The organism is Thalassotalea euphylliae, from assembly GCF_042682785.1.
Taxonomy (GTDB): Bacteria; Pseudomonadota; Gammaproteobacteria; order Enterobacterales; family Alteromonadaceae; genus Thalassotalea_F; species Thalassotalea_F euphylliae.
Genome location: NZ_JBHUIB010000003.1, coordinates 157,970 through 176,080, shown reverse-complemented (window position 1 = coordinate 176,080; position 18,111 = coordinate 157,970). Strand labels below are relative to the sequence as shown.

The following is an 18,111-nucleotide window of genomic DNA, read 5'->3' as shown; positions in this document are numbered from 1 at the left end:
CGCTTAGTTGTCAAAAAACGCCGCCCACACATTGTAATGCGAATTATCTTGGTAAATTTGCTTAAAAATAGCTTTGATTTCACCCGATTTTTTCATCTCCACTAACACCTCATCTAATCGAGCAAAAGCCTCATGTCGAGTGTTGCTGTTAGCGTTATACATCAAATGCATAGAATTAGAGGCTAACGCTGGCTCTAGCGGCTTCAAGCAGTGATGATTGGCATCCTCGCTATATTTATGACAATAAATATGGGTAAAAGTATCTGAGAAAATGAGATAGTCGATACGATTAGCAACCAGCATTTTGTAGAGTGCATTTCGGTCAATAATCGCATACACATTATTAAAGCCTAACTCTATTGCCATTTTGTGTTGAACCGAATCTTTAGAAACGCCGACAGTTGCTGCTTTTAAATCTATTTCCCTTAAGTTGTTGACGGAGTTTGATTTATGAGTAAATACATGTACCGCATCATTGGAAAGGGGTAACGAGAACTCTGCCCACTGCTCACGTTCAGCTGAACGCATTGCACCAAAGACACCGTCTAAGTTCCCCTTTTTGAGTTCTTGAATACTCCTCGCCCACGCTTCTTCAACAGGCACTATCTCCAAACCAGCCTTATTTGCTGCACGGTTCAATACTTGCCAACCTACTTGATAGGGCTTGGAGGTTTTGAGGTACATAGCATGTTCGTCGAACACACCAACATTGAGCCGCTCACTGGCAGCAGGGAAAGCTATAAAGATTGCAAGAACACAAAATACGTATTTCAACGGCAACAACGTCCTCTTTACTTTGCATATACAAGTATAAGCGCAAATCATAAAACAGAGGTCCTTATTGTTCATTTTTGCTATTTACACGTCTTTGTTCAGCGTCTAGCCTGTTTTCACGTGTCATTAGCAAAAACGTTAAGTACATCTTTGTGGGTAAACTAAATATGAGACCCAACGCAATACAAGCAGCGCTGATCACCATCCCCTTGACGCCAAGCGTTTCGGGTAAGTTTGCATAGCTAATCAAATAGTGCCCAAGCAACAATAGACATAAACCTATGCCAATACATATTTTAAGGGCACGGATTGTTTGCTTCTCATTCATCTCACAACTCCTTGTTATTTTTATCGTATTGGGTTTGAGACTTTCTTGTATTGATTTACATCATACCGTTGATCTTTGCCTAGAATAAACACATATAGTAATCAGTGCACACATCTCGGGTTAAGGACCTACTCCCTATGAATTTTTCTTATCAAAATCAAACCGCTATTCATTTTGGCCAAGGCCAAATAGCGAAACTTGCTAAGTCTATCGATAAGCAACACAAAGTGTTACTTGCATATGGTGGCGGCAGCATTAAGTCAAACGGTGTCTACCAACAAGTACTGACCGCACTTAAAGACCACGCGATTGTTGAATTCTCTGGTATTGAGCCCAACCCAAGCTATGAAACCACAATGAAAGCGGTTGAGTTAGTGAAAGAGGAAAACGTCGACTTCATACTTGCAGTCGGCGGAGGCTCAGTTGTCGACGGATGTAAGTTTATTGCTGCGGCCGCTAAATTTGACGGCGAACCATGGGATATTCTAGCCAAGAATGCACCGGTTAATGCTGCCATTCCTCTTGGTGTGGTACTTACACTGCCTGCAACTGGCAGCGAATCAAATAGCTTCGCGGTGGTTTCTAAATTATCAACAAAAGACAAATTTGCATTTGGTTCTCCATACGTCCACCCGTTGTTCGCAGTGCTTGACCCTGACGTCATGAAGTCATTACCAGACAGACAGCTGACCAATGGTATTGTCGATGCCTTCGTACACATTATGGAACAATACCTAACCTATAGTGTTAACGCCAAAGTACAAGACCGTTTCGCGGAAGGGCTATTACTGACACTTATTGAGGAAGGCCCTAAGGTATTTAGTGCTAATGACGATGAAGTGCGTGCTAATGTCATGTGGAGCGCAACAATGGCGTTAAATGGTTTAATTGGCGCAGGCGTTCCGCAAGATTGGTCAACTCATGGTATTGGTCATGAAATCACGGCGCTCTATGGATTAGACCATGCACAAACCCTCGCGATTATTTTGCCAAGAATGATGTCTGAAATGCGTAAAGAAAAACAAGATAAATTAGTGCAATACGCAGCACGAATTTGGGGAATTACAGAGGGCGATATAGACAAAAAAATTGATCAAGCCATTGAGAAAACTGAATCTTTTTTCCACGCCGTTGGCATGAAAACACGATTTGCTGACTATAACTTAAATGAAGAAGTCGTTGACGCGCTAGTCGCACAATTAGAGCGCCACAATCAAACAGCAATGGGTGAAAGGCAAGCGGTTACGCTGGAACGTAGCAAGCGCATTATTCGCGCATCGTTATAAATAAAATCTGCTTACATTGGAAAGATGAAAGCCCCTAAATGGGGCTTTTTTATCCATGTCTATACATTGATACGTATGCGCGCTGCACTCATTTATATGACCTGCACGAGTAGCGATATTGCTATCGACCACATAATTAACGCGACAAATAAGTTGATACCACGTTGCACGTTCGGCTTGCTCAACCAGGGTGACATTTTTGCCGCTGCCGATGACAGTGCATAAAACCAAGTCAATGAAGCCAGTGCCGTACCCAAGAGAAATAATAGCTTTTGATCATCACTGTACTGACTACTAATACTGCCAATTATCACCACCGTATCCAGATAAACGTGAGGATTCAACAAAGTAACAGCTAGCGTTGTAAAAATGACAAGCCTTCTGGTGCTAGGCTTGGCTAGGTCCGTCATTTTTCCTGTGGCTGAACGGATAAAATCTCGAAAGAATAAGGCCCCATAAACTGATAAAAATAAGATACCGCCCCACGTAATACCGTAATATAAATACTCGTTACTGTTGACTAACGCGCCGCCACCAAATACACCAAGCGACATCAATAGGAAATCACACAATATACAAATGGTTGCTGCGGTAAAATGAAAATTCTTTTTGATTGCTTGGCTCAGCACGTAAGAGTTCTGTGCGCCAATCGGGATAATCATTCCTGCTCCAATAATAAAACCTTTCGCTACGGTAAACATTGCGCCTCCAAATCGTTATCAAGCTATATGTCGTAATGTAAGGACTTGCACAATTTAAGTAAAATTAATAAATTTAATTATTCATTAGAAAAATTAATACCCTTAATGTTCTCAATTGACCCTAAACTCTTATTCGCGCTACAAGCAGTCATCACAGAACAAAGTTTTGAGCGAGCCGCTAACAGGCTAAACATTACTCAGTCAGCGATTTCTCAACGCATAAAGCAATTAGAACAGCTTGTCGCCCAGCCAGTTTTGGTAAGGAATGTACCTATCGTGGCAACGCCCATGGGGGAAAAGCTACTCAGGTATGCAAAAGAATTAGCGCAGGTGAATAACCGCCTGCACGCCGAAATTTTTCCAAATGAGCAACAGCAACCGACAAAGTTAGCAATCGGACTAAATGCTGACACACTAGCAAGCTGGTTTATACCGGCAATTGCACCGCTGCTAGAAACCAAGAATATCGAGCTAGACTTGCATGTTAGCAATGAAGCAACAACACAGAAGTTGTTAACCAAGGGAGAAGTTTTTGCCGCATTAAGTAGTCAAGATAGAAGTGTTGCTGGCTGCAAAACACAATACATAGGAGAGTTACAATATGTCCTCTGTGCTAGTCCACAGTTTGTGAAAAAGTACTTTACTAATGGTATCACTAAATCAGCATTAACCAATGCGCCTGCTGTGGACTTCGACGCTAACGATAATATGCACAGACAATACATTATGGAGAGGTTTGGATTAGCAACAGGTGACTACCCATGCCATCGAGTTAGATCGTCAGAAGCGTTTGTAAACCTTGCTGTTGCAGGGCTCGTTTATACACTTTTACCCATGACACAGGCAAAGCAACACCTAGACAACAGAAGATTGATTAATATTGCGCCAAAGGAACCGCTCACCCAACACCTATACTGGCACTCTTGGGTCCTAGAAAAAGGTGTCTTCAAACAAGTATCGGAACATGTCGTAGACTATGCCAAAAAACTGTTAGCATCTTACTAACGTTTTAAGACATATGCGTCTACTTGTTGCACTTTATCCATACCGATAACTTCAGTCGCAATAGGCGATTCAACGATATCTAAAGTGTGATAGTTCAACGCAAATGCCATTGCCTCAAGTCGACATACGGGCTTTCCGTTCACTTGAAACTGTTTTGCATTATGGTTTTTAATGTGGCGAATAGCCTTTGGCGTGTCAAATTCCATTTTAGCTTCTCCCTGAATACTCTCGGTAAGTATAGTCATCTTTGCGCTAAAGCCAATTTAGTGGTTTGTAACATTTAATTGCATAGAAATTCAGCACTTAAACAAAAGGCCACAAAGTTGATATTGCATCACGCCTAAAACACAGTATTATTCGCCGCCCGTTTGCTTTCTTATTGCAGTTTTTATGAGAAAACTTTTAACCGCGCCAACGAAAATGGCCTTGTCTGATATCGAGTCACAGCAGTACCAAAACATGCTAAAGCATGTTACTGAACTAAGCCTAAATCTGATGGCGGTAAAGGTTGAACATCACCCTGAAGACTTCTTAGGATGGTGCTACACCTTCCATGACATTTGCCAAAACAAAGTTAATCGAGAACTACTTGATGAGGCGCAGTTCAAGCCACTCAAAAAGTTAGAAGACTTACTCGCGAATGCTATTAGTTGCTACCAGTTAAAAACACTGCGCGTAGCACCATGGCCTATCTTTGCAGCGTATATTGAGCAAAATGCTGAAAAGCAGTCTTTACATGAGCGACTCGCACTACTCGACTATGTGAGTCAACTTCAACGACAACCTTTCTCTCAATTAAATATTGAGGACCGCTTAGTCATTGCCGGTAAACATACCGCAAGCCATGCGCCTGAAAGCTACCCTTTTGACATTGAGTGGTTCGGTTCCACGAAAAGTAACAAAGCATTTATGGCATTAGTTAGTCAGCATGCAGAACAGCTTGATGACGTTATCAACTGCATTCCATTAGAGGGAGACGTGACACTTGCCGATTACCAAGCATTCGTCGCAGGATACAAGCAAGCTTTCAACGCTGTAGACCCAGAAGCTAGTCCTACACTAACACCTGCTACTCGCTTATTGACGATGCGTCGTCCTGATGTATTTGTTTGTCTGACTACTGCAAAATTCGAGATATTTGCTAACGGACTTAACTGTGCACGTTTAAACAATCAAAGCTTTGAAGATTACTGGCAGCAACTAGTACTTCCTCTTCAGCATATGGCCTGGTTGAGAAGCGACGAGCCAGAACTAGAAGCGGAGCAAAGGCTATGGAAGTACCGTTCAGCGCTTGTTGATGTTTTCTTGTTTGCTGACCAAGACCAAGCGAACCAATCTAATTTTATTCGCCTTCGCGACAAACCCAAAACGGTAAAAGCAGTTTCACCGCGCGCAGGCAAACGGAGTAAAGCATCTGCAGAACAGCTGGTCGATCAAGCGCTTGAGAACCCAGAATTGCCTGAGTTTATTCATAATATGCGAGGCACACTGATAAAATCAGTACAAAGTGGTAAAACAGTAGACCAAGCTATTAATCTTATGAAAAGTATTTTCAGTTAACGTGTCTACCCCCATATAAAAAGGCTTAGCATCTGCTAAGCCTTTTTTTGTGTTTAGTTAACATTAATTAAAAATATTCTTCAAACTATCAGCGAAGCCAATAAATTTCTCTTTAAGTGACTGTCTCACTTTAATATCTAAACCACTAAATATTGCAACGCCCTCAACCACTATTGTTGGCGCCCCCACTTGCCCCATATTAGGGGCTTTAATATCAATGCCGCCAAAAATACAAAACGCTTTTGAGACCACATTCACATTTTCTGGAATATATATATTGTCGCCACTAAACAGACTGAACACTTTGACATGTGTCTCTGGGTGCGTAAAACGAGCTTGGCTAAAGTCGATATCTGAACCAGAGAACAAGCTAAACATTCTAATTTCTTTTGCTACTTTCCACGCCCCTCCTCGGCTGCTGCCACTAAAGACATTAACCAAAGTATCTGTTTCTTCTCCGCCTTCTGGTTCAAAACTAAAGGAGAAGTCGCGCTTTTTAGAGTCCACATATTGCTCATCTACTTCCAACTCTAAATCCTCTGCTAGCGCGGCGATTTCGACGTTGTCTTCGCTATTCATCGCCTTATCGAGTCTACGCTCAAACGCGTCGTAAGATAAACGGCCGTGACTGTAATTCATAATAAGTTGATCTATTACTTCGTCTCTCACCGCTTGAGTCGGTCTATCTTCAATGACAACTGGCATGGGGTATCCTTTTCTTCGTAGTCTACAATGTAAGTTTTAGCGTATCCGCAAACACAGCATTTACTACGCCAACTATAAAATTTCTATAATTTTCAAAATGTTAATTTTTTCAATTTGGATTTCTGCTATTTTTAGCACCGATAACTTAGCCAAATTGACCACTTTTTGCGTGAATGATATCAATCAAGCCCTGCTTAAATTTAGGAAAAACGCGAGTTAAAGGTTCACCTTCTTGCTCCTCAATACAAATAACGCCGATGCCCAAATCTTTGCCGCCATACTCTCCCAAACTACCAGGCGTTGGATAACCAATATCTGGCTGTGCGTGATAGCCTGATGACATACTTAATCGCTCTGCCGCCCACTTCGCTTTATCATTAGTGTAGACAATACTGGGTTCCCAACTATGAAAATGAATAATGATCACTGGTGTTATCTGCTCAACTAAGTGTACTAGAGCCTTTGTCTCAGGCTCCGAAGCAGGCCCTATTCCAGGAAAATAGCGAGGTTCATCATGTACACCTGACCAGCATCGGGATGGAAAATTACGATTTAAATCAACACCGTTGCCATTGGTGCGTTCAAGTTTGTGATAGCCATCAGGGTTAATACAAGGTATCAGTACCCAGTCATTCAGACAGTTATTCTGGGTTAACCAGGCAAGCCAGTCTTCAGCTAATGCTACGCCCTCAGGTTCATCGCCATGAACACCACCAACAAACAAAATAGGGGCGTGTTGTACAATTTCGTCTATTGGTCTACTCGCATATATGCTGATAGGCAAACCGTCCGCTGACTTTGCCCATTCTGCTTGATGCCAGAGTTTTTTAGCCATTTACCACCTCGTTAAATATCGACTGATAGTCACCAATTAAGTTAGGCCATGTAAAACGCTCAACATTTGCTTTGGGTAAGCTGTTGCCAGCTTGCTTCCTCGATGCATAAACGGCTAACTTTTCAACAGCTAATACCGCCAATTTATCTAACTCCATACTATCTTGTCCGTAGCAAAATTGTTGTCCTAGTATTTCTGGATAAGCGAGTTTATTAGGGACTAATGGCGTACACCCTCGATAGACGGCCTCTAGAATAGATAAGCCTTGAAAATCATGCTCTGCCGTAGAGAGAACAACATCTGAAGTGCGTAGCAATTGATAGTATGCGTCTCGGCTTTCAACAAAGCCAAAGTGCCCTAGTACCGCTTTACTTGTGGTTTGTTTTAACAGTTCTGCTATTTCGTCAAACTCGACTGGTGTATACCTAAATCGCTGCCCTACAATATGAAACTTGATGTCGAGCGATTTAAGCAATGCCTTTTCCACAATATGTTTAAGCAATATTGGCCCTTTGTCATATTCCCAACGATGGTTCCAAACCACCGAAAGCTGTGTCCTATTGCTACTTTCTCTGCACTGTTTGTCGCAACCACGAATAGGTACAGCAATGACATGCGACTTTGCTTCAAGGCTTTCCACAATCCCTTTAGGCACTTGATCAGGCAGCTTTTTCAATAACTGCCGAGCACCCGCTAAAAACGTTTGTCGATTAAAATCTGTGTTAAATACCAATCCGTTTGCAGCAACGCCCGAATAAATCGACAGCATTTGTGGTTCAACCGAATTAAAAGCCTGCTCAGTTTTAGGGTAGGCAAACTGGTTTTCATGGAAGTATACGATAGTAGGAATATGAGCTAGCGAGGGTACGAGTCCCTTCAAGCCGCTGATATCTGCCATAGACGTTGCAACAATTAAATCATAATGCTGACTCAGTATTGCTTTTTGTTCAAACGCCCACGTCAAGCTATTTCCTCTAACACGCCAAGAAAAAAAGCGTGCGGGCAACGTCAACACTGTCCACTCATGTTCGGGAATATGCTCGACTATGCCTTCTCGCCAATACTGGTGGCTAGCAGCATCATACGCAGATAACAGTAGGATTTTCACAATGGTATAGCTGAATCAACGCTTTCTCTTACTGAAGCAACGGGTGATTGTCGGGCAATTGGTTCATGATCCATTTCACTAAGCGCTTTTTGATATTTAACAAATTTTCTTCATGTTCTGCTAAAGGGATTAGCAACTTATCGTTAACTAACAGACGATAAATACACTCTATTTTCTCATCATGAGAATCTGTACCACTAAACGCGTTATACCCGCGTTTCCGTGCATAATTTTCCCCAACAGTGAGCGCTTTTTTCAACAGTTCTTTTTCATTTTTAATTTTTTTCATTGCTTATCCTTGCTGTTATTTTTCATACCAGTCACGAGGTGCTAATTGCTCGCATTTTACACATTGTAATTGATGTCCGAGCATTGTCTTTCTCCCCTGCTCGGTTTCAACCCATGGTCGATTTGTCCACGGCGGTTGATGTCTGACATGTTGATTATGTCCACAGGCCAATCGAGCAACCCAATGGTTTTCTTCATCTTTATGATAACTAACAATGGCTTGTTTCAATGGATAAAACTCTAGCTTGTACAAGATCTTATGTCATCAAGTGTACACGGTATTAACAGCCAATGTATGACATATAGCCAAACTAGTCATCCGACCAGAGATTGAAATTACACGGCAGTTACGTTAAAACACTGCTAACGAATCTGTTACATCTGCATTATGAACGTTATACATCAACAAGCACTGAGTGAGTCGACTACGCTTTACGAGCTGGATGGCCACATTCAATCTATCTACCTAGTTAAGCAGGCAGATAAGTTATTGTTATTGGATGGTTGCTGCCGGGCAGATGTCAATGATCTATCAACATTTATTAGATCCACTTTAGGCCTGCCTCTTTGTGCCTTGTCCCTTGTTGTTGTTACCCACATGCACCCAGACCATGCAGGCGCAGCACACAAGCTTCGTCAATTAACGGGCGCAAAAATTGCCTCAGCGAATGTTTCCGGTCATTGGTACACAGGTTTAGATGGCATATTAATGCATATTACCGATATTGCATTAGCAGGATGGGTGGCGAAGCGCAAAGGCAAACCTCGCCGGTATTTGTGGTACTCAAGAAAACTACATCCCGATATATTGCTAGATGACAATGATACCTTACCCGGCTTCCCGGAATGGCAAGTATTATTCACTCAGGGGCACACAGACCGAGATCTTTCTATCTATCACAGTACTAGCCATAAAGTGTATGTGGCCGACTTAATGGTAACGGTAAAAGGCCGATATATCCCGCCATTCCCGCTGTTTTACCCACGTAGATATCGCGAGTCACTGGAGCGTATTGAAGCTCTGAACCCTGATTCAATCATACTAGCTCATGGTGGTGAAGTTCACCCTACCCATAATGATTACCAACATCTGTTTGAAAAAGCGCCCAAAGTACCGTTAACCCACTGGCGTTCAGTAAAAATCAAACTCCGCAAAGTATTGTTTAATAAATAGTTGCGCTTGTTATCTCATATTTTCTCTGTGTAAACTGCTAGCAAGCTTTATACAGGGAATAACACAATGGTAAACGCTGACAGTCGGAAATCATTTATCAAAACGCATTTGACCTCTGTTGATGGGAACCAACCCTCTAAGACAATGCCAAAACATGTGAAAATGGCCTCAAGCCCATTCTTGTTTTACCGCGGTTCTGCACCTCTGTTTTACCACGATATCAAGAACAATCTATTGTCACTACCCTGTGAATATCAGGCCGTACCAAGGACGACTGTTATTGGTGATTGCCATACATCTAATTTCGGTTTTTTAACCGAAGAAGGATCTCACGGCGACAAAGTCATTTTCAGTCCAAATGATTTTGACGATGCTTGTGTTGGCTATGCAGTTTGGGACTTGGCACGCTACATTACCAGTTTATTTCTTTGCGTAACTCATGCTCAGGGCGTTGTCGATGGCACGATAGTCAGCGAGAAAGACTATTCAGGTAAACCGAGCATTAATAATGAGCATGCCATTCATGCGGCCCATACTTTCATGACCGCTTATCAAGAGACATGTACGCAATGTCACACCAACTTTGAAGCTCGTTATCAAGCACTGTCCTCATTTGAAGAAAACAGTATTTTGTTTAAGCCATATCAAAAAGCACTTAGTAGAGGCACAAATGGCGATTTGTTTTTAGAAAAAAGTGCGCTCGCCAAAGCAATTGATACGAAAGTCCTACCAATTAAATTCGCTAATAACACGGAAAAGTTTGCTCGTTTAGCTGACAACCAATATCGCGAGATTTTCAATCAATTCCGCCCTTATGTTGATGATCATATTCACGATATTGTTGCTCGCTTAAACGCAGGAACCGGTTCGGTGAACATGGCTAGGTATTACCTGTTAGTTGGACCTGAGGAGCTTGATTTGTCCTGCTTACATTTGTGCCATATTGTTGAAGTGAAAAAACAAAGACAAGCTGCTCCACTTGCCGTTTTTAACAACCTTTCGCCAGTAAACACGCTAAATCCTGCGCATTTAACTGTTAACTGCCAACGACGCATGCAACGCAGTCCAGACTTAGTACTTGATGAGGTAATTTGGCAGGATCAACACTGGTTAGTTCGCTCTCGTCATCATGCCAAAGTGGGCATCAAACCAGAGCAAATAAGTATAGGCAAAAAAGTGTTAAAGAATAATGGATTAGCGCAATACGCAAAAAGCTGCGGCATTGCTCTAGCGCTAGCTCACAGTAGAGGAGACAGGCGTTCAACGCTATTTGAACAAGCCATGAGCATTATGCCAGTAGTAGCTACCCAGACACTTATCGAGAATTGCCAGCAGTATGCTCAGCAAGTTACAAAAGATTGCGAAATGCTTAAAGAGTTAATCAGCGCTGGCTGAATAAAGCCTAACATCCAATGCCCAAACTGATAACTAAAAGTAAAGGTTGCAGAGAGCACTTTACAGTTATTATCTCTCTGCTCGAGGCCCCTGTTTGCTAGCCTTGTACTTTTATTCTGGCAACAATTTCTTTTGCTTTAATCGCAAAACTATTGTTGCTCAGTTCCTTTTCAATTTCAGATAAACGCTGCTCAGACACCATGTTTTTTAAATGGTAAAACGCTAAATCACCACCAAGCTGATAGTCCAATGTTTGCATTGAAAGTACATCTTGATTGTTTTCAAATACCACCATGTCACTGAGGCGACAGATGATGTAACACAACAATAAATCATCTTGTTGCTCTTGCGGAAAATCACTCCCCACTAATTCATTCGTAAAAGCATGAAATTGATGGCTAATATCAGCAACCATAGAATTGGGTAGCTCCCACTCTTTTGCCAACACCGCACCAGCGATAGCAGGGTTGGTTCGTACAGTCATTTGAACTTGGTCTAAGCGCTCATAGAAATTGAGCGGTTGAAGATATATCGCGGCTAGATCAGGTTGCGTTTTCAATAGCGCTAAATCGCCTAAGTACAGCAGCAGGCAAAGCGTCGATAGCTCTGCAGCATTATCTTTGCCTAAACTTTTTGACAACAACAAACAAAGCTGACTTGCCAAATAACTCGACTGCCAAACTCGCTGATAAGCTCGTTCTTGCATTGGGTGTTCAAACTGATGATCTTGTTTCATTGCAAACTGCAGTGCGATATTACGCACTTCAGTGACGCCTAAAAAGATAATGGCATGGTGGATATCTTTAATCGGTTGTTGCAGCGCAAATTGCGCGCTGTTAACCACTTTAAGAATTTTAGCGGCGATATCAGGGTCAGACTTAATTAATTCCGTCAGCTCTTTTTGTTCAATAAAGCCATCAAGCAATTTCATCAGTAACGGGTGAGGCTTACTAAAATTCTGCAATCGTTCATGGATAGCTTGCTTATTATCAGCCGTCAAATCAGCATATTTGAATAGTTGAAACTGTACGAAATCCTCAGGTACTTTTCGAGAGTTGTCATGCTCCGCTGACTTATCAATGCTTCGCTGTTTCTGACTGTCGATAGCTTTTCGAGTGGCGTAACTTACGGCCGACTTTTGGCTTGCATTCGCCGTCAATTTTTTCGGTTTTTCACGATTTAAACGACGAAAAATAAAAAAGAAAACAACAAGGACTATTAAGAGTGCAATGGCATCCGTGGACATACTACTTCCTTACTACGACTACTGACCATAATCTATACAAAAAACCCACTGATATTCAATCGATATTTTGATTCGTTATTCACACCATAAATTCGCGTAATTTACTAACATATCACGCACTTCAAATTAGGATGTCCATAAAATCTAGAAAAGCCTTTGAAATTACTCACTAAATTGAAATGGCACAACACATGCTGAAAGGACAGTGATAACAAAGATTCAAGGGAGAAGAACAGTGGAACAAACCGCCACAACATTTATTCAAAACAGCTCAGCAGCCAACGAAACGTTACTCAAGTGGTCAGCACGCTCATGGTTTACTGTTGCCGTCATTGGACAATGGATTTTCGCAAGTTATGTTTTAGGTTTCTATGGACAAGCTGTCATTGATGCGGATCTTGCGAGATGGAACCAAGTTATGCCACATGGATACGTTGAAGGTGACTTGGCTGGAAATATCGCAGTCGCGTTACACCTAGTTTTAGCGCTCCTTGTCTTGTTTTTCGGTCCACTACAGTTCATCAGTAGCATAAGGGCTCGCTATCCAGCATTTCACCGCTTTAATGGTCGTGTTTATGTCACCACAGCGATAGTCCTTGCTCTAGGTGGGTTATATATGGTGTGGACCAGAGGCGTTGCAGGTGGCGAAATAGGAAAATACAGTATCAGCTTGAACGCATTTTTGATCATTTGGTTTGCCTATATGGCGGTAAAAAATGCTATGGCAAGAAACATTAAGATTCATCAACGCTGGGCTCTAAGACTTTTCTTAGTCATGGCTGGTGTATGGTTCTTTCGCATTGGTCTAATGCTATGGCTGATGATCCATCAAGCACCCGTTGGCTTTGATCCGAAAACATTCACCGGTCCCTTTTTAACCTTCTTAGGCTTCGCCCAATATTTGATTCCACTTGCTATAGCAGAGCTTTATTTTTCAGCAAAAGAAAACGACTCAGCTTGGCTCAAATCGTCAGTAAGTGCGATGCTCATATTAGTGACGTTAATGACAGCGGGCGGCGTATTTGCGGCGACGATGGGGATGTGGCTACCGAGATTTAGCTAGCAACCACACTAAAGATTCAGACACAGTTCAAGGCTGCATTCTTGCTCCGCAGCCTTGTTTTTACGTATAAAGCTTTATAACAGATAAAGTCTCTGTTATAGCATCTGTTCCTTTGCAATCACAAAATCTAAGCCGCCTGTAATACAAGCAACTTGTGCTAGGTTACAGTTTTCACTGTCAACTTTTGGGCTATCAGGATAAACCTCTGTTGTCGTCGTATATTTGGCGTCACTTAAACCTGCGCACAACCCCAATGGTTTATAGTCGTAGGTAATAACACCGTGTTGCTGAAGCGGCACACCTATGATTTCACCAGCGTCGTCTGGCGGTGCAATATGGGTGACCTTTTCCACGGCGTCAATCATCGCCTTCTGAAATTCTGGCGATGGGTTTGACGTATCGGCACACAGATAAAATCCATCTGGGATATTCCAAGTTTTTTGCTCAATAGCATCACGCGCTGACAGTGCAGGTCTAAATTCGCTGTTATCAGTATCCGTTGTTTCATGTAAATCGATATGAATAAACACTTCACCTAGTAAGCTATGTATATACGCCATTGCTTTGGCTGATTCTTCCGCCGGCGAATCTGCATAGAACGAACGGTTAGGATCAATCGCTTTAGGGTTCCAGCGATTTATGGTCTCGTAACCCCAAGGACTTATACAAGGCAACACCACCACATTGAATACATGGGTGTAATTGGCCATTTCGGTATCAGCAAATTGGATAGCGCCTTGCACACCGCTAGTTTCATAACCATGTACTCCCCCTGTGACTAAGGCAGTTGGCTTCGACATATCCCAGTCATTACTTTTAATCGCAAAAAGCGGATATTTTCCCTCGTCATAAGAAAGCGCACCATATTGTTCGATGTTCCACTTGCTGCTGAGCGCATTGACTTTCTCAACCACCTCGGATTTATAGCTTCGTTTAATTGACTGCAGTGACAACCACTCGGCTTTTTCACTATCGCCCCATTTTTGACCCTGAACACCTATTTTATACATTATACAATATACCCAAATAATAATTTTGTCGTAAGCATAATCAGCTATTGACGATAATGCAACGCAATGAATTAACCATACGCTACATATTGCAAGTATGAGGTTGTAACCATTAATCCGCTTAATGCAGCCGCTTATCACTAAACCCTTATCGTTTATCTATTTTTTTGTTATCAAATCAACGTCTTCTTTAGATAAGCATTTACGATGAAAAACATTATAACAACGATACTACTGTCCGCATTAATTGGCTGCGGCGGCGGTAGTTCTTCGGAAAACGAAAATTCCACGCCATTAGAAACAAAAGACATTAGCACGCGCCTTGATGACTATGCCGCAAACACGACTATCCCTAGTAATGAAGACTCGAGTCAATACAAAGTGCTGATATTTGGCAATAGTCACGTTATTGGGTTGGCGAGCAGGCTAGATGCTCTTATTCAATCCGCACACCCGGAAAAATCACTGGTTACGAAATACACCGGTAGCAACGACTACTTACAAGAACGCCTTCAACATGAACAATCAGTCTCATTGCTGCACACGCAAGACTGGACACATGTTATCTTACAGGCGCAAAAGTACTCCCAGTCAGGCTCCTTCTTCTACCCTACTCGCGGTGCAGAAACATGGATTAGAATGGCAAAAAGCTTAGGTATTACTCCTGTATTGTTTCCAGAGCACCCACAAGACGGCAGACTGTTCGAGGGCGAATTTATTTACAATATTCATGTTGATATCGCGAACACTGAGCCTGCATGCGTTAGCCCTGTTGGCCTAGCTTGGGAAAGTGCAATAAAAGCAGATAATAGCTTGGCTTATCATGCACAAGACGGCAATCATGCCGCAAACACAGGAGAATTGTTAACAGCCATGGTGATGTACCAAGTGATTACAGGAGACGATGCCAGTACTATTCCCTATACCGATGCTGTCAATGAACCTGAAGAGGTATTTAACTTTTTAGCGCAAATCGCCACACAGACCGTATTGGATAACCCACCTTGTAATTTTTAACTGCATAAGCGAAGCAAGGCATCAACCCCATTTTCAATTATTAAAGTCCTCGGTATAACTCGCTAGCATCGAAACATGCTAGCAACCGTTGTTTTCCTAATCATTGCAGGTTAGCCTGAAATTTAGAGGAGCTTCCCTAGTTTACTTTTTGAGACGGCAATGCAAATAATATACGTGATGGATCCGATGTGTGGCTGGTGTTATGGCTTTCAACCAGAGTTAGAGCAATTCTTATCACAACATCCTAATGTCACCGTTGACTGGGTTATGGGAGGATTAGCACCAGACACGGATGAGCCGATGAGTAATGAGCTCAAGCAAATTATTGCATCTTATTGGCATCAAATTGAGGCGCGTTCGCAAGTCACCTTTAATCACGACTTTTGGACGGTTAACACGCCTTATCGTTCAACATACCAAGCATGTCGTGCCGTCATTTCCGCAGAAGCTATTGCGCCAAACAGCGCACAAGCGATGGCAAAAGCTATTCAAACAGCCTACTACCAGCACGCAAAGAACCCTTCTTTAACAGGAACCTTGCTAGCATGTGCGAGCACTATTGGAATTGATGAAAGAGTCTTTAAACAGGTATTTACGTCAAGAGATACAGAACAACAACTTCAGCAGCACCTTAGTGTTTCTCGCCAACTCGGTGTGAGAGGATTCCCAGCATTACTTTACATTGATGAAAATAAAAGACCTTACCCAATAACCTTAGGTTTTTGCCAAGCATCCGAGCTGTTGGAGCGGTTCAACTTGATAGCCAGAAATACTAACTATTGAGCGCCCACACTTGACACCTTGATAAAATTTTATCCTTACACAGAACACTTTATGCGACTTCAACAAGAGTATCGATTTCCGCATGCGTCGTCATAAACCAAGATAACCCCGCTCAATGATAAACGGTTTTATTGCGCTCGCATGCAAAATAAAACATATTAAAATCTGGCTAGACTAGAGTAGGTAATGTCACAGTGGAACCAAAGCAAATTATCCAAAATTGGGTAAAAGCATTCAATAAAGGGGATGCTAATTTAATTGCTGAATTTTACAGCGAAAAAGCTATTAACCACCAGGTTGCAAATGAACCAGTCATTGGGAAAAGTGCGATTAAACAGATGTTCGCTACTGAGTTTGCTGCTGCGGAAATGGTTTGCATCGTTGAAAATATATTTCAAGATGGCCATTGGGCTATTTTAGAGTGGAGAGATCCCATTGGATTACGTGGTTGTGGTTTTTTCCAAGTTGAAAACGGTCTAATCACGTTTCAACGGGGTTATTGGGATAAGTTGAGCTTTCTCAAAGCACACAATCTTCCAATTCCCAATTAGCAACTTCACAAATCGCTTAAGCCAAATTAGTAAAAGCCAGCCAAACTCGCTATCGTTGAAATATGGTTTGCGTTAACTCACAGCGTCAACTGATACACGTGATAGTAAGATAAAAGAAGCTATACTCATTACCCATTATACAACCGGAACTCACTTTTTTTTCTGCACCTGTAATGATGAAACTTAACACTGATAGGTTGAATGCTTTTTATCAAGTCGCGTTAGACAAGAGTTTTTGTAAAGCGGCTGATACCTTGTGTATTACACAGTCGGCGCTTTCTCAACGAGTGCTTAAAATTGAGCAAGAAGTGGGTTGTAAATTGCTGATTCGTGGCAATGACGGAATAGGGCTTACAGAACAAGGTAAACTCTTGTTTCAATATGCATCAGAACAACAAGCCAGAGAGCAAGACGTTCTAAATAATATTTCAGGCCGCAGTGCAATTGCGAATGGGATTGTACGCATTGGCGCATTTAGCTCAGTAATGCGCTCTGTGATCATGCCCTCCCTCATCCCTTTAATAAATTCAACACACCAGTTAAAAGCTGAGTTTTATTCAAAAGAATTACGCGAACTCCTCCCCTTATTAATGTCTGGCGAGGTCGATTTTATTGTGACCGACAAGGTTATCGATGACCCATTGATTGAATCAATTGTTCTGGGCGCCGAAACACTCGTGCATATCCGAAATAGCTCCCTATCACACCACGTCGAACCGCCATGCTTTTTAGACCATGATGTGCACGATATGACCACATATAGTTTTTTTGCGGCACAAGGCCTCTCAGAGTTTGAGTTTGACCGAAGCTTTTATGATGACGTCTATGGCATTTTAGATGGCGTGCGACTGGGCTTTGGTGAGGCCATTGTTTCAAAACATATGATAAAAGAAACTGATTCTTTTGAACTGGTACCCTATGAACAACTGTTTCAAAGCCCGGTTGTGCTGTGCTTCATCAAAAATAGATACTTGTCTTCGTTACAAAAACAAATTATTGACCATTTAAAACAGAATGCCCCTGGCTATTTATAACCAACTACCTAATAAAAGATTGTGTAAAAATTCCCATCAAGCCTTCCCTAAAGCTTTGTTTATATTAGTTTAAAGTTAAATTAATACCCTGATTAAATTTAATAATTTTACGACGAATACGTTCATCGGTAGTCTGAGCCGCAATGGATACATTGAACCCAATGTGAAGTACCAGTTTTAAGTAGCTATTTAAGCTACCAAGGTGACTACACACCAGTGTGTTGAATGATTTTGAAACGGAGTCGAAA

21 protein-coding genes are annotated in these 18,111 nt (G+C 41.9%); 10 read left to right on the top strand and 11 right to left on the bottom strand.

Going from position 1 to position 18,111, the window contains the following annotated elements; translation table 11 throughout:
• Nucleotides 1-3: 3 nt before the first annotated feature.
• Together ACFSJY_RS07955 and ACFSJY_RS07950 are read right to left on the bottom strand one after the other, a co-directional pair.
• Complete coding sequence (locus ACFSJY_RS07955) at nt 4-774, bottom strand: substrate-binding periplasmic protein (RefSeq protein ID WP_386033039.1); 771 nt, start codon at nt 772-774, stop codon at nt 4-6.
• Nucleotides 775-838: 64 nt separating this feature from the next.
• Entirely contained in the window at nt 839-1,102 is a 264-nt protein-coding gene (locus tag ACFSJY_RS07950) for a hypothetical protein (protein ID WP_386033037.1), read from the bottom strand.
• Nucleotides 1,103-1,239: 137 nt separating this feature from the next.
• Here ACFSJY_RS07950 and ACFSJY_RS07945 point away from each other — a divergent pair, with 137 nt between their 5' ends.
• Complete coding sequence (locus ACFSJY_RS07945; protein ID WP_386033035.1) at nt 1,240-2,388, top strand: iron-containing alcohol dehydrogenase; 1,149 nt, start codon at nt 1,240-1,242, stop codon at nt 2,386-2,388.
• 92 nt (nt 2,389-2,480) lie between these two features.
• Here ACFSJY_RS07945 and ACFSJY_RS07940 read toward each other — a convergent pair whose 3' ends face one another.
• Complete coding sequence (locus ACFSJY_RS07940; protein WP_386033034.1) at nt 2,481-3,089, bottom strand: LysE/ArgO family amino acid transporter; 609 nt, start codon at nt 3,087-3,089, stop codon at nt 2,481-2,483.
• A 105-nt stretch (nt 3,090-3,194) separates the two neighbouring features.
• Between ACFSJY_RS07940 and ACFSJY_RS07935 the strand changes: the two genes are divergently transcribed.
• On the top strand, nt 3,195-4,094 hold the full coding sequence (locus tag ACFSJY_RS07935) for a LysR family transcriptional regulator ArgP (RefSeq protein WP_386033033.1): 900 nt from the start codon (nt 3,195-3,197) through the stop codon (nt 4,092-4,094).
• Here ACFSJY_RS07935 and ACFSJY_RS07930 read toward each other — a convergent pair.
• On the bottom strand, nt 4,091-4,339 hold the full coding sequence (locus ACFSJY_RS07930) for a hypothetical protein (protein ID WP_386033031.1): 249 nt from the start codon (nt 4,337-4,339) through the stop codon (nt 4,091-4,093). The genes ACFSJY_RS07935 and ACFSJY_RS07930 overlap by 4 nt on opposite strands.
• Nucleotides 4,340-4,484: 145 nt before the next feature.
• Between ACFSJY_RS07930 and ACFSJY_RS07925 the strand changes: the two genes are divergently transcribed.
• A complete protein-coding gene (locus ACFSJY_RS07925) occupies nt 4,485-5,654 on the top strand; it encodes a hypothetical protein (protein WP_386033029.1) in 1,170 nt (389 codons plus the stop codon).
• Nucleotides 5,655-5,717: 63 nt separating this feature from the next.
• Here the strand turns inward: ACFSJY_RS07925 and ACFSJY_RS07920 are convergent, their stop codons facing one another.
• The 5 genes from ACFSJY_RS07920 to ACFSJY_RS07900 all read right to left on the bottom strand — a co-directional run bounded on the left by ACFSJY_RS07920 (nt 5,718) and on the right by ACFSJY_RS07900 (nt 8,819).
• Nucleotides 5,718-6,359 carry a DUF1707 domain-containing protein gene (locus tag ACFSJY_RS07920; RefSeq protein WP_386033027.1) on the bottom strand — a complete coding sequence of 214 codons (642 nt, stop codon included), beginning with the start codon at nt 6,357-6,359 and terminating at the stop codon, nt 5,718-5,720.
• 145 nt (nt 6,360-6,504) lie between these two features.
• Nucleotides 6,505-7,194 (bottom strand): DUF2817 domain-containing protein, encoded by a 690-nt coding sequence (locus tag ACFSJY_RS07915; protein WP_386033025.1) that lies wholly within the window; start codon nt 7,192-7,194, stop codon nt 6,505-6,507.
• On the bottom strand, nt 7,187-8,302 hold the full coding sequence (locus ACFSJY_RS07910; protein WP_386033023.1) for a tRNA-queuosine alpha-mannosyltransferase domain-containing protein: 1,116 nt from the start codon (nt 8,300-8,302) through the stop codon (nt 7,187-7,189). The genes ACFSJY_RS07915 and ACFSJY_RS07910 overlap by 8 nt, the downstream gene beginning before the upstream one ends.
• 28 nt (nt 8,303-8,330) lie before the next feature.
• On the bottom strand, nt 8,331-8,591 hold the full coding sequence (locus ACFSJY_RS07905; protein ID WP_386033021.1) for a DUF5062 family protein: 261 nt from the start codon (nt 8,589-8,591) through the stop codon (nt 8,331-8,333).
• A 15-nt stretch (nt 8,592-8,606) separates the two neighbouring features.
• Entirely contained in the window at nt 8,607-8,819 is a 213-nt protein-coding gene (locus tag ACFSJY_RS07900) for a DUF3565 domain-containing protein (protein WP_386034983.1), read from the bottom strand.
• Between the two features lie 159 nt (nt 8,820-8,978).
• On the opposite strand from ACFSJY_RS07900, the gene ACFSJY_RS07895 reads away from it, so the two are divergent.
• Nucleotides 8,979-9,764, top strand: a complete 786-nt coding sequence (locus ACFSJY_RS07895; protein ID WP_386033019.1) for an MBL fold metallo-hydrolase — start codon at nt 8,979-8,981, stop codon at nt 9,762-9,764.
• A gap of 66 nt (nt 9,765-9,830) precedes the next feature.
• Complete coding sequence (locus ACFSJY_RS07890) at nt 9,831-11,159, top strand: DUF2252 family protein (RefSeq protein WP_386033017.1); 1,329 nt, start codon at nt 9,831-9,833, stop codon at nt 11,157-11,159.
• A 97-nt stretch (nt 11,160-11,256) separates the two neighbouring features.
• On the opposite strand, the gene ACFSJY_RS07885 is transcribed toward ACFSJY_RS07890, so the two are convergent.
• Nucleotides 11,257-12,405: an HDOD domain-containing protein gene (locus tag ACFSJY_RS07885; protein WP_386033015.1), complete on the bottom strand. Its 1,149-nt coding sequence runs from the start codon at nt 12,403-12,405 to the stop codon at nt 11,257-11,259.
• Nucleotides 12,406-12,640: 235 nt separating this feature from the next.
• On the opposite strand from ACFSJY_RS07885, the gene ACFSJY_RS07880 reads away from it, so the two are divergent.
• Nucleotides 12,641-13,468: a DUF2306 domain-containing protein gene (locus ACFSJY_RS07880; RefSeq protein ID WP_386033013.1), complete on the top strand. Its 828-nt coding sequence runs from the start codon at nt 12,641-12,643 to the stop codon at nt 13,466-13,468.
• Nucleotides 13,469-13,563: 95 nt separating this feature from the next.
• Here ACFSJY_RS07880 and ACFSJY_RS07875 read toward each other — a convergent pair whose 3' ends face one another.
• Nucleotides 13,564-14,478, bottom strand: coding sequence for a M14 family metallopeptidase (locus ACFSJY_RS07875; RefSeq protein ID WP_386033011.1), 915 nt, complete (start codon nt 14,476-14,478; stop codon nt 13,564-13,566).
• A 207-nt stretch (nt 14,479-14,685) separates the two neighbouring features.
• Between ACFSJY_RS07875 and ACFSJY_RS07870 the strand changes: the two genes are divergently transcribed.
• From ACFSJY_RS07870 to ACFSJY_RS07855, 4 genes are all read left to right on the top strand, one after another.
• The gene (locus ACFSJY_RS07870; RefSeq protein WP_386033009.1) at nt 14,686-15,495 is read left to right on the top strand and encodes a hypothetical protein; all 810 of its coding nucleotides are present in this window, start codon (nt 14,686-14,688) and stop codon (nt 15,493-15,495) included.
• Between the two features lie 159 nt (nt 15,496-15,654).
• Nucleotides 15,655-16,278, top strand: a complete 624-nt coding sequence (locus tag ACFSJY_RS07865; RefSeq protein ID WP_386033007.1) for a DsbA family protein — start codon at nt 15,655-15,657, stop codon at nt 16,276-16,278.
• A gap of 194 nt (nt 16,279-16,472) precedes the next feature.
• On the top strand, nt 16,473-16,829 hold the full coding sequence (locus ACFSJY_RS07860) for a nuclear transport factor 2 family protein (RefSeq protein WP_386033005.1): 357 nt from the start codon (nt 16,473-16,475) through the stop codon (nt 16,827-16,829).
• 173 nt (nt 16,830-17,002) lie between these two features.
• On the top strand, nt 17,003-17,863 hold the full coding sequence (locus tag ACFSJY_RS07855; protein ID WP_386033003.1) for a LysR family transcriptional regulator: 861 nt from the start codon (nt 17,003-17,005) through the stop codon (nt 17,861-17,863).
• Nucleotides 17,864-18,111: the final 248 nt, after the last annotated feature.

Excerpts from the sequence above, each read along its gene's own strand:
- ACFSJY_RS07950 (WP_386033037.1), bottom strand. The coding sequence starts at position 1,102 with ATGAATGAGAAGCAAACAATCCGTGCCCTTAAAATATGTATTGGCATA.
- ACFSJY_RS07945 (WP_386033035.1), top strand. The coding sequence starts at position 1,240 with ATGAATTTTTCTTATCAAAATCAAACCGCTATTCATTTTGGCCAAGGC.
- ACFSJY_RS07940 (WP_386033034.1), bottom strand. The coding sequence starts at position 3,089 with ATGTTTACCGTAGCGAAAGGTTTTATTATTGGAGCAGGAATGATTATC.
- ACFSJY_RS07935 (WP_386033033.1), top strand. The coding sequence starts at position 3,195 with ATGTTCTCAATTGACCCTAAACTCTTATTCGCGCTACAAGCAGTCATC.
- ACFSJY_RS07930 (WP_386033031.1), bottom strand. The coding sequence starts at position 4,339 with ATGACTATACTTACCGAGAGTATTCAGGGAGAAGCTAAAATGGAATTT.
- ACFSJY_RS07925 (WP_386033029.1), top strand. The coding sequence starts at position 4,485 with ATGAGAAAACTTTTAACCGCGCCAACGAAAATGGCCTTGTCTGATATC.
- ACFSJY_RS07920 (WP_386033027.1), bottom strand. The coding sequence starts at position 6,359 with ATGCCAGTTGTCATTGAAGATAGACCGACTCAAGCGGTGAGAGACGAA.
- ACFSJY_RS07915 (WP_386033025.1), bottom strand. The coding sequence starts at position 7,194 with ATGGCTAAAAAACTCTGGCATCAAGCAGAATGGGCAAAGTCAGCGGAC.
- ACFSJY_RS07905 (WP_386033021.1), bottom strand. The coding sequence starts at position 8,591 with ATGAAAAAAATTAAAAATGAAAAAGAACTGTTGAAAAAAGCGCTCACT.
- ACFSJY_RS07895 (WP_386033019.1), top strand. The coding sequence starts at position 8,979 with ATGAACGTTATACATCAACAAGCACTGAGTGAGTCGACTACGCTTTAC.
- ACFSJY_RS07890 (WP_386033017.1), top strand. The coding sequence starts at position 9,831 with ATGGTAAACGCTGACAGTCGGAAATCATTTATCAAAACGCATTTGACC.
- ACFSJY_RS07885 (WP_386033015.1), bottom strand. The coding sequence starts at position 12,405 with ATGTCCACGGATGCCATTGCACTCTTAATAGTCCTTGTTGTTTTCTTT.
- ACFSJY_RS07875 (WP_386033011.1), bottom strand. The coding sequence starts at position 14,478 with ATGTATAAAATAGGTGTTCAGGGTCAAAAATGGGGCGATAGTGAAAAA.
- ACFSJY_RS07870 (WP_386033009.1), top strand. The coding sequence starts at position 14,686 with ATGAAAAACATTATAACAACGATACTACTGTCCGCATTAATTGGCTGC.
- ACFSJY_RS07865 (WP_386033007.1), top strand. The coding sequence starts at position 15,655 with ATGCAAATAATATACGTGATGGATCCGATGTGTGGCTGGTGTTATGGC.
- ACFSJY_RS07855 (WP_386033003.1), top strand. The coding sequence starts at position 17,003 with ATGATGAAACTTAACACTGATAGGTTGAATGCTTTTTATCAAGTCGCG.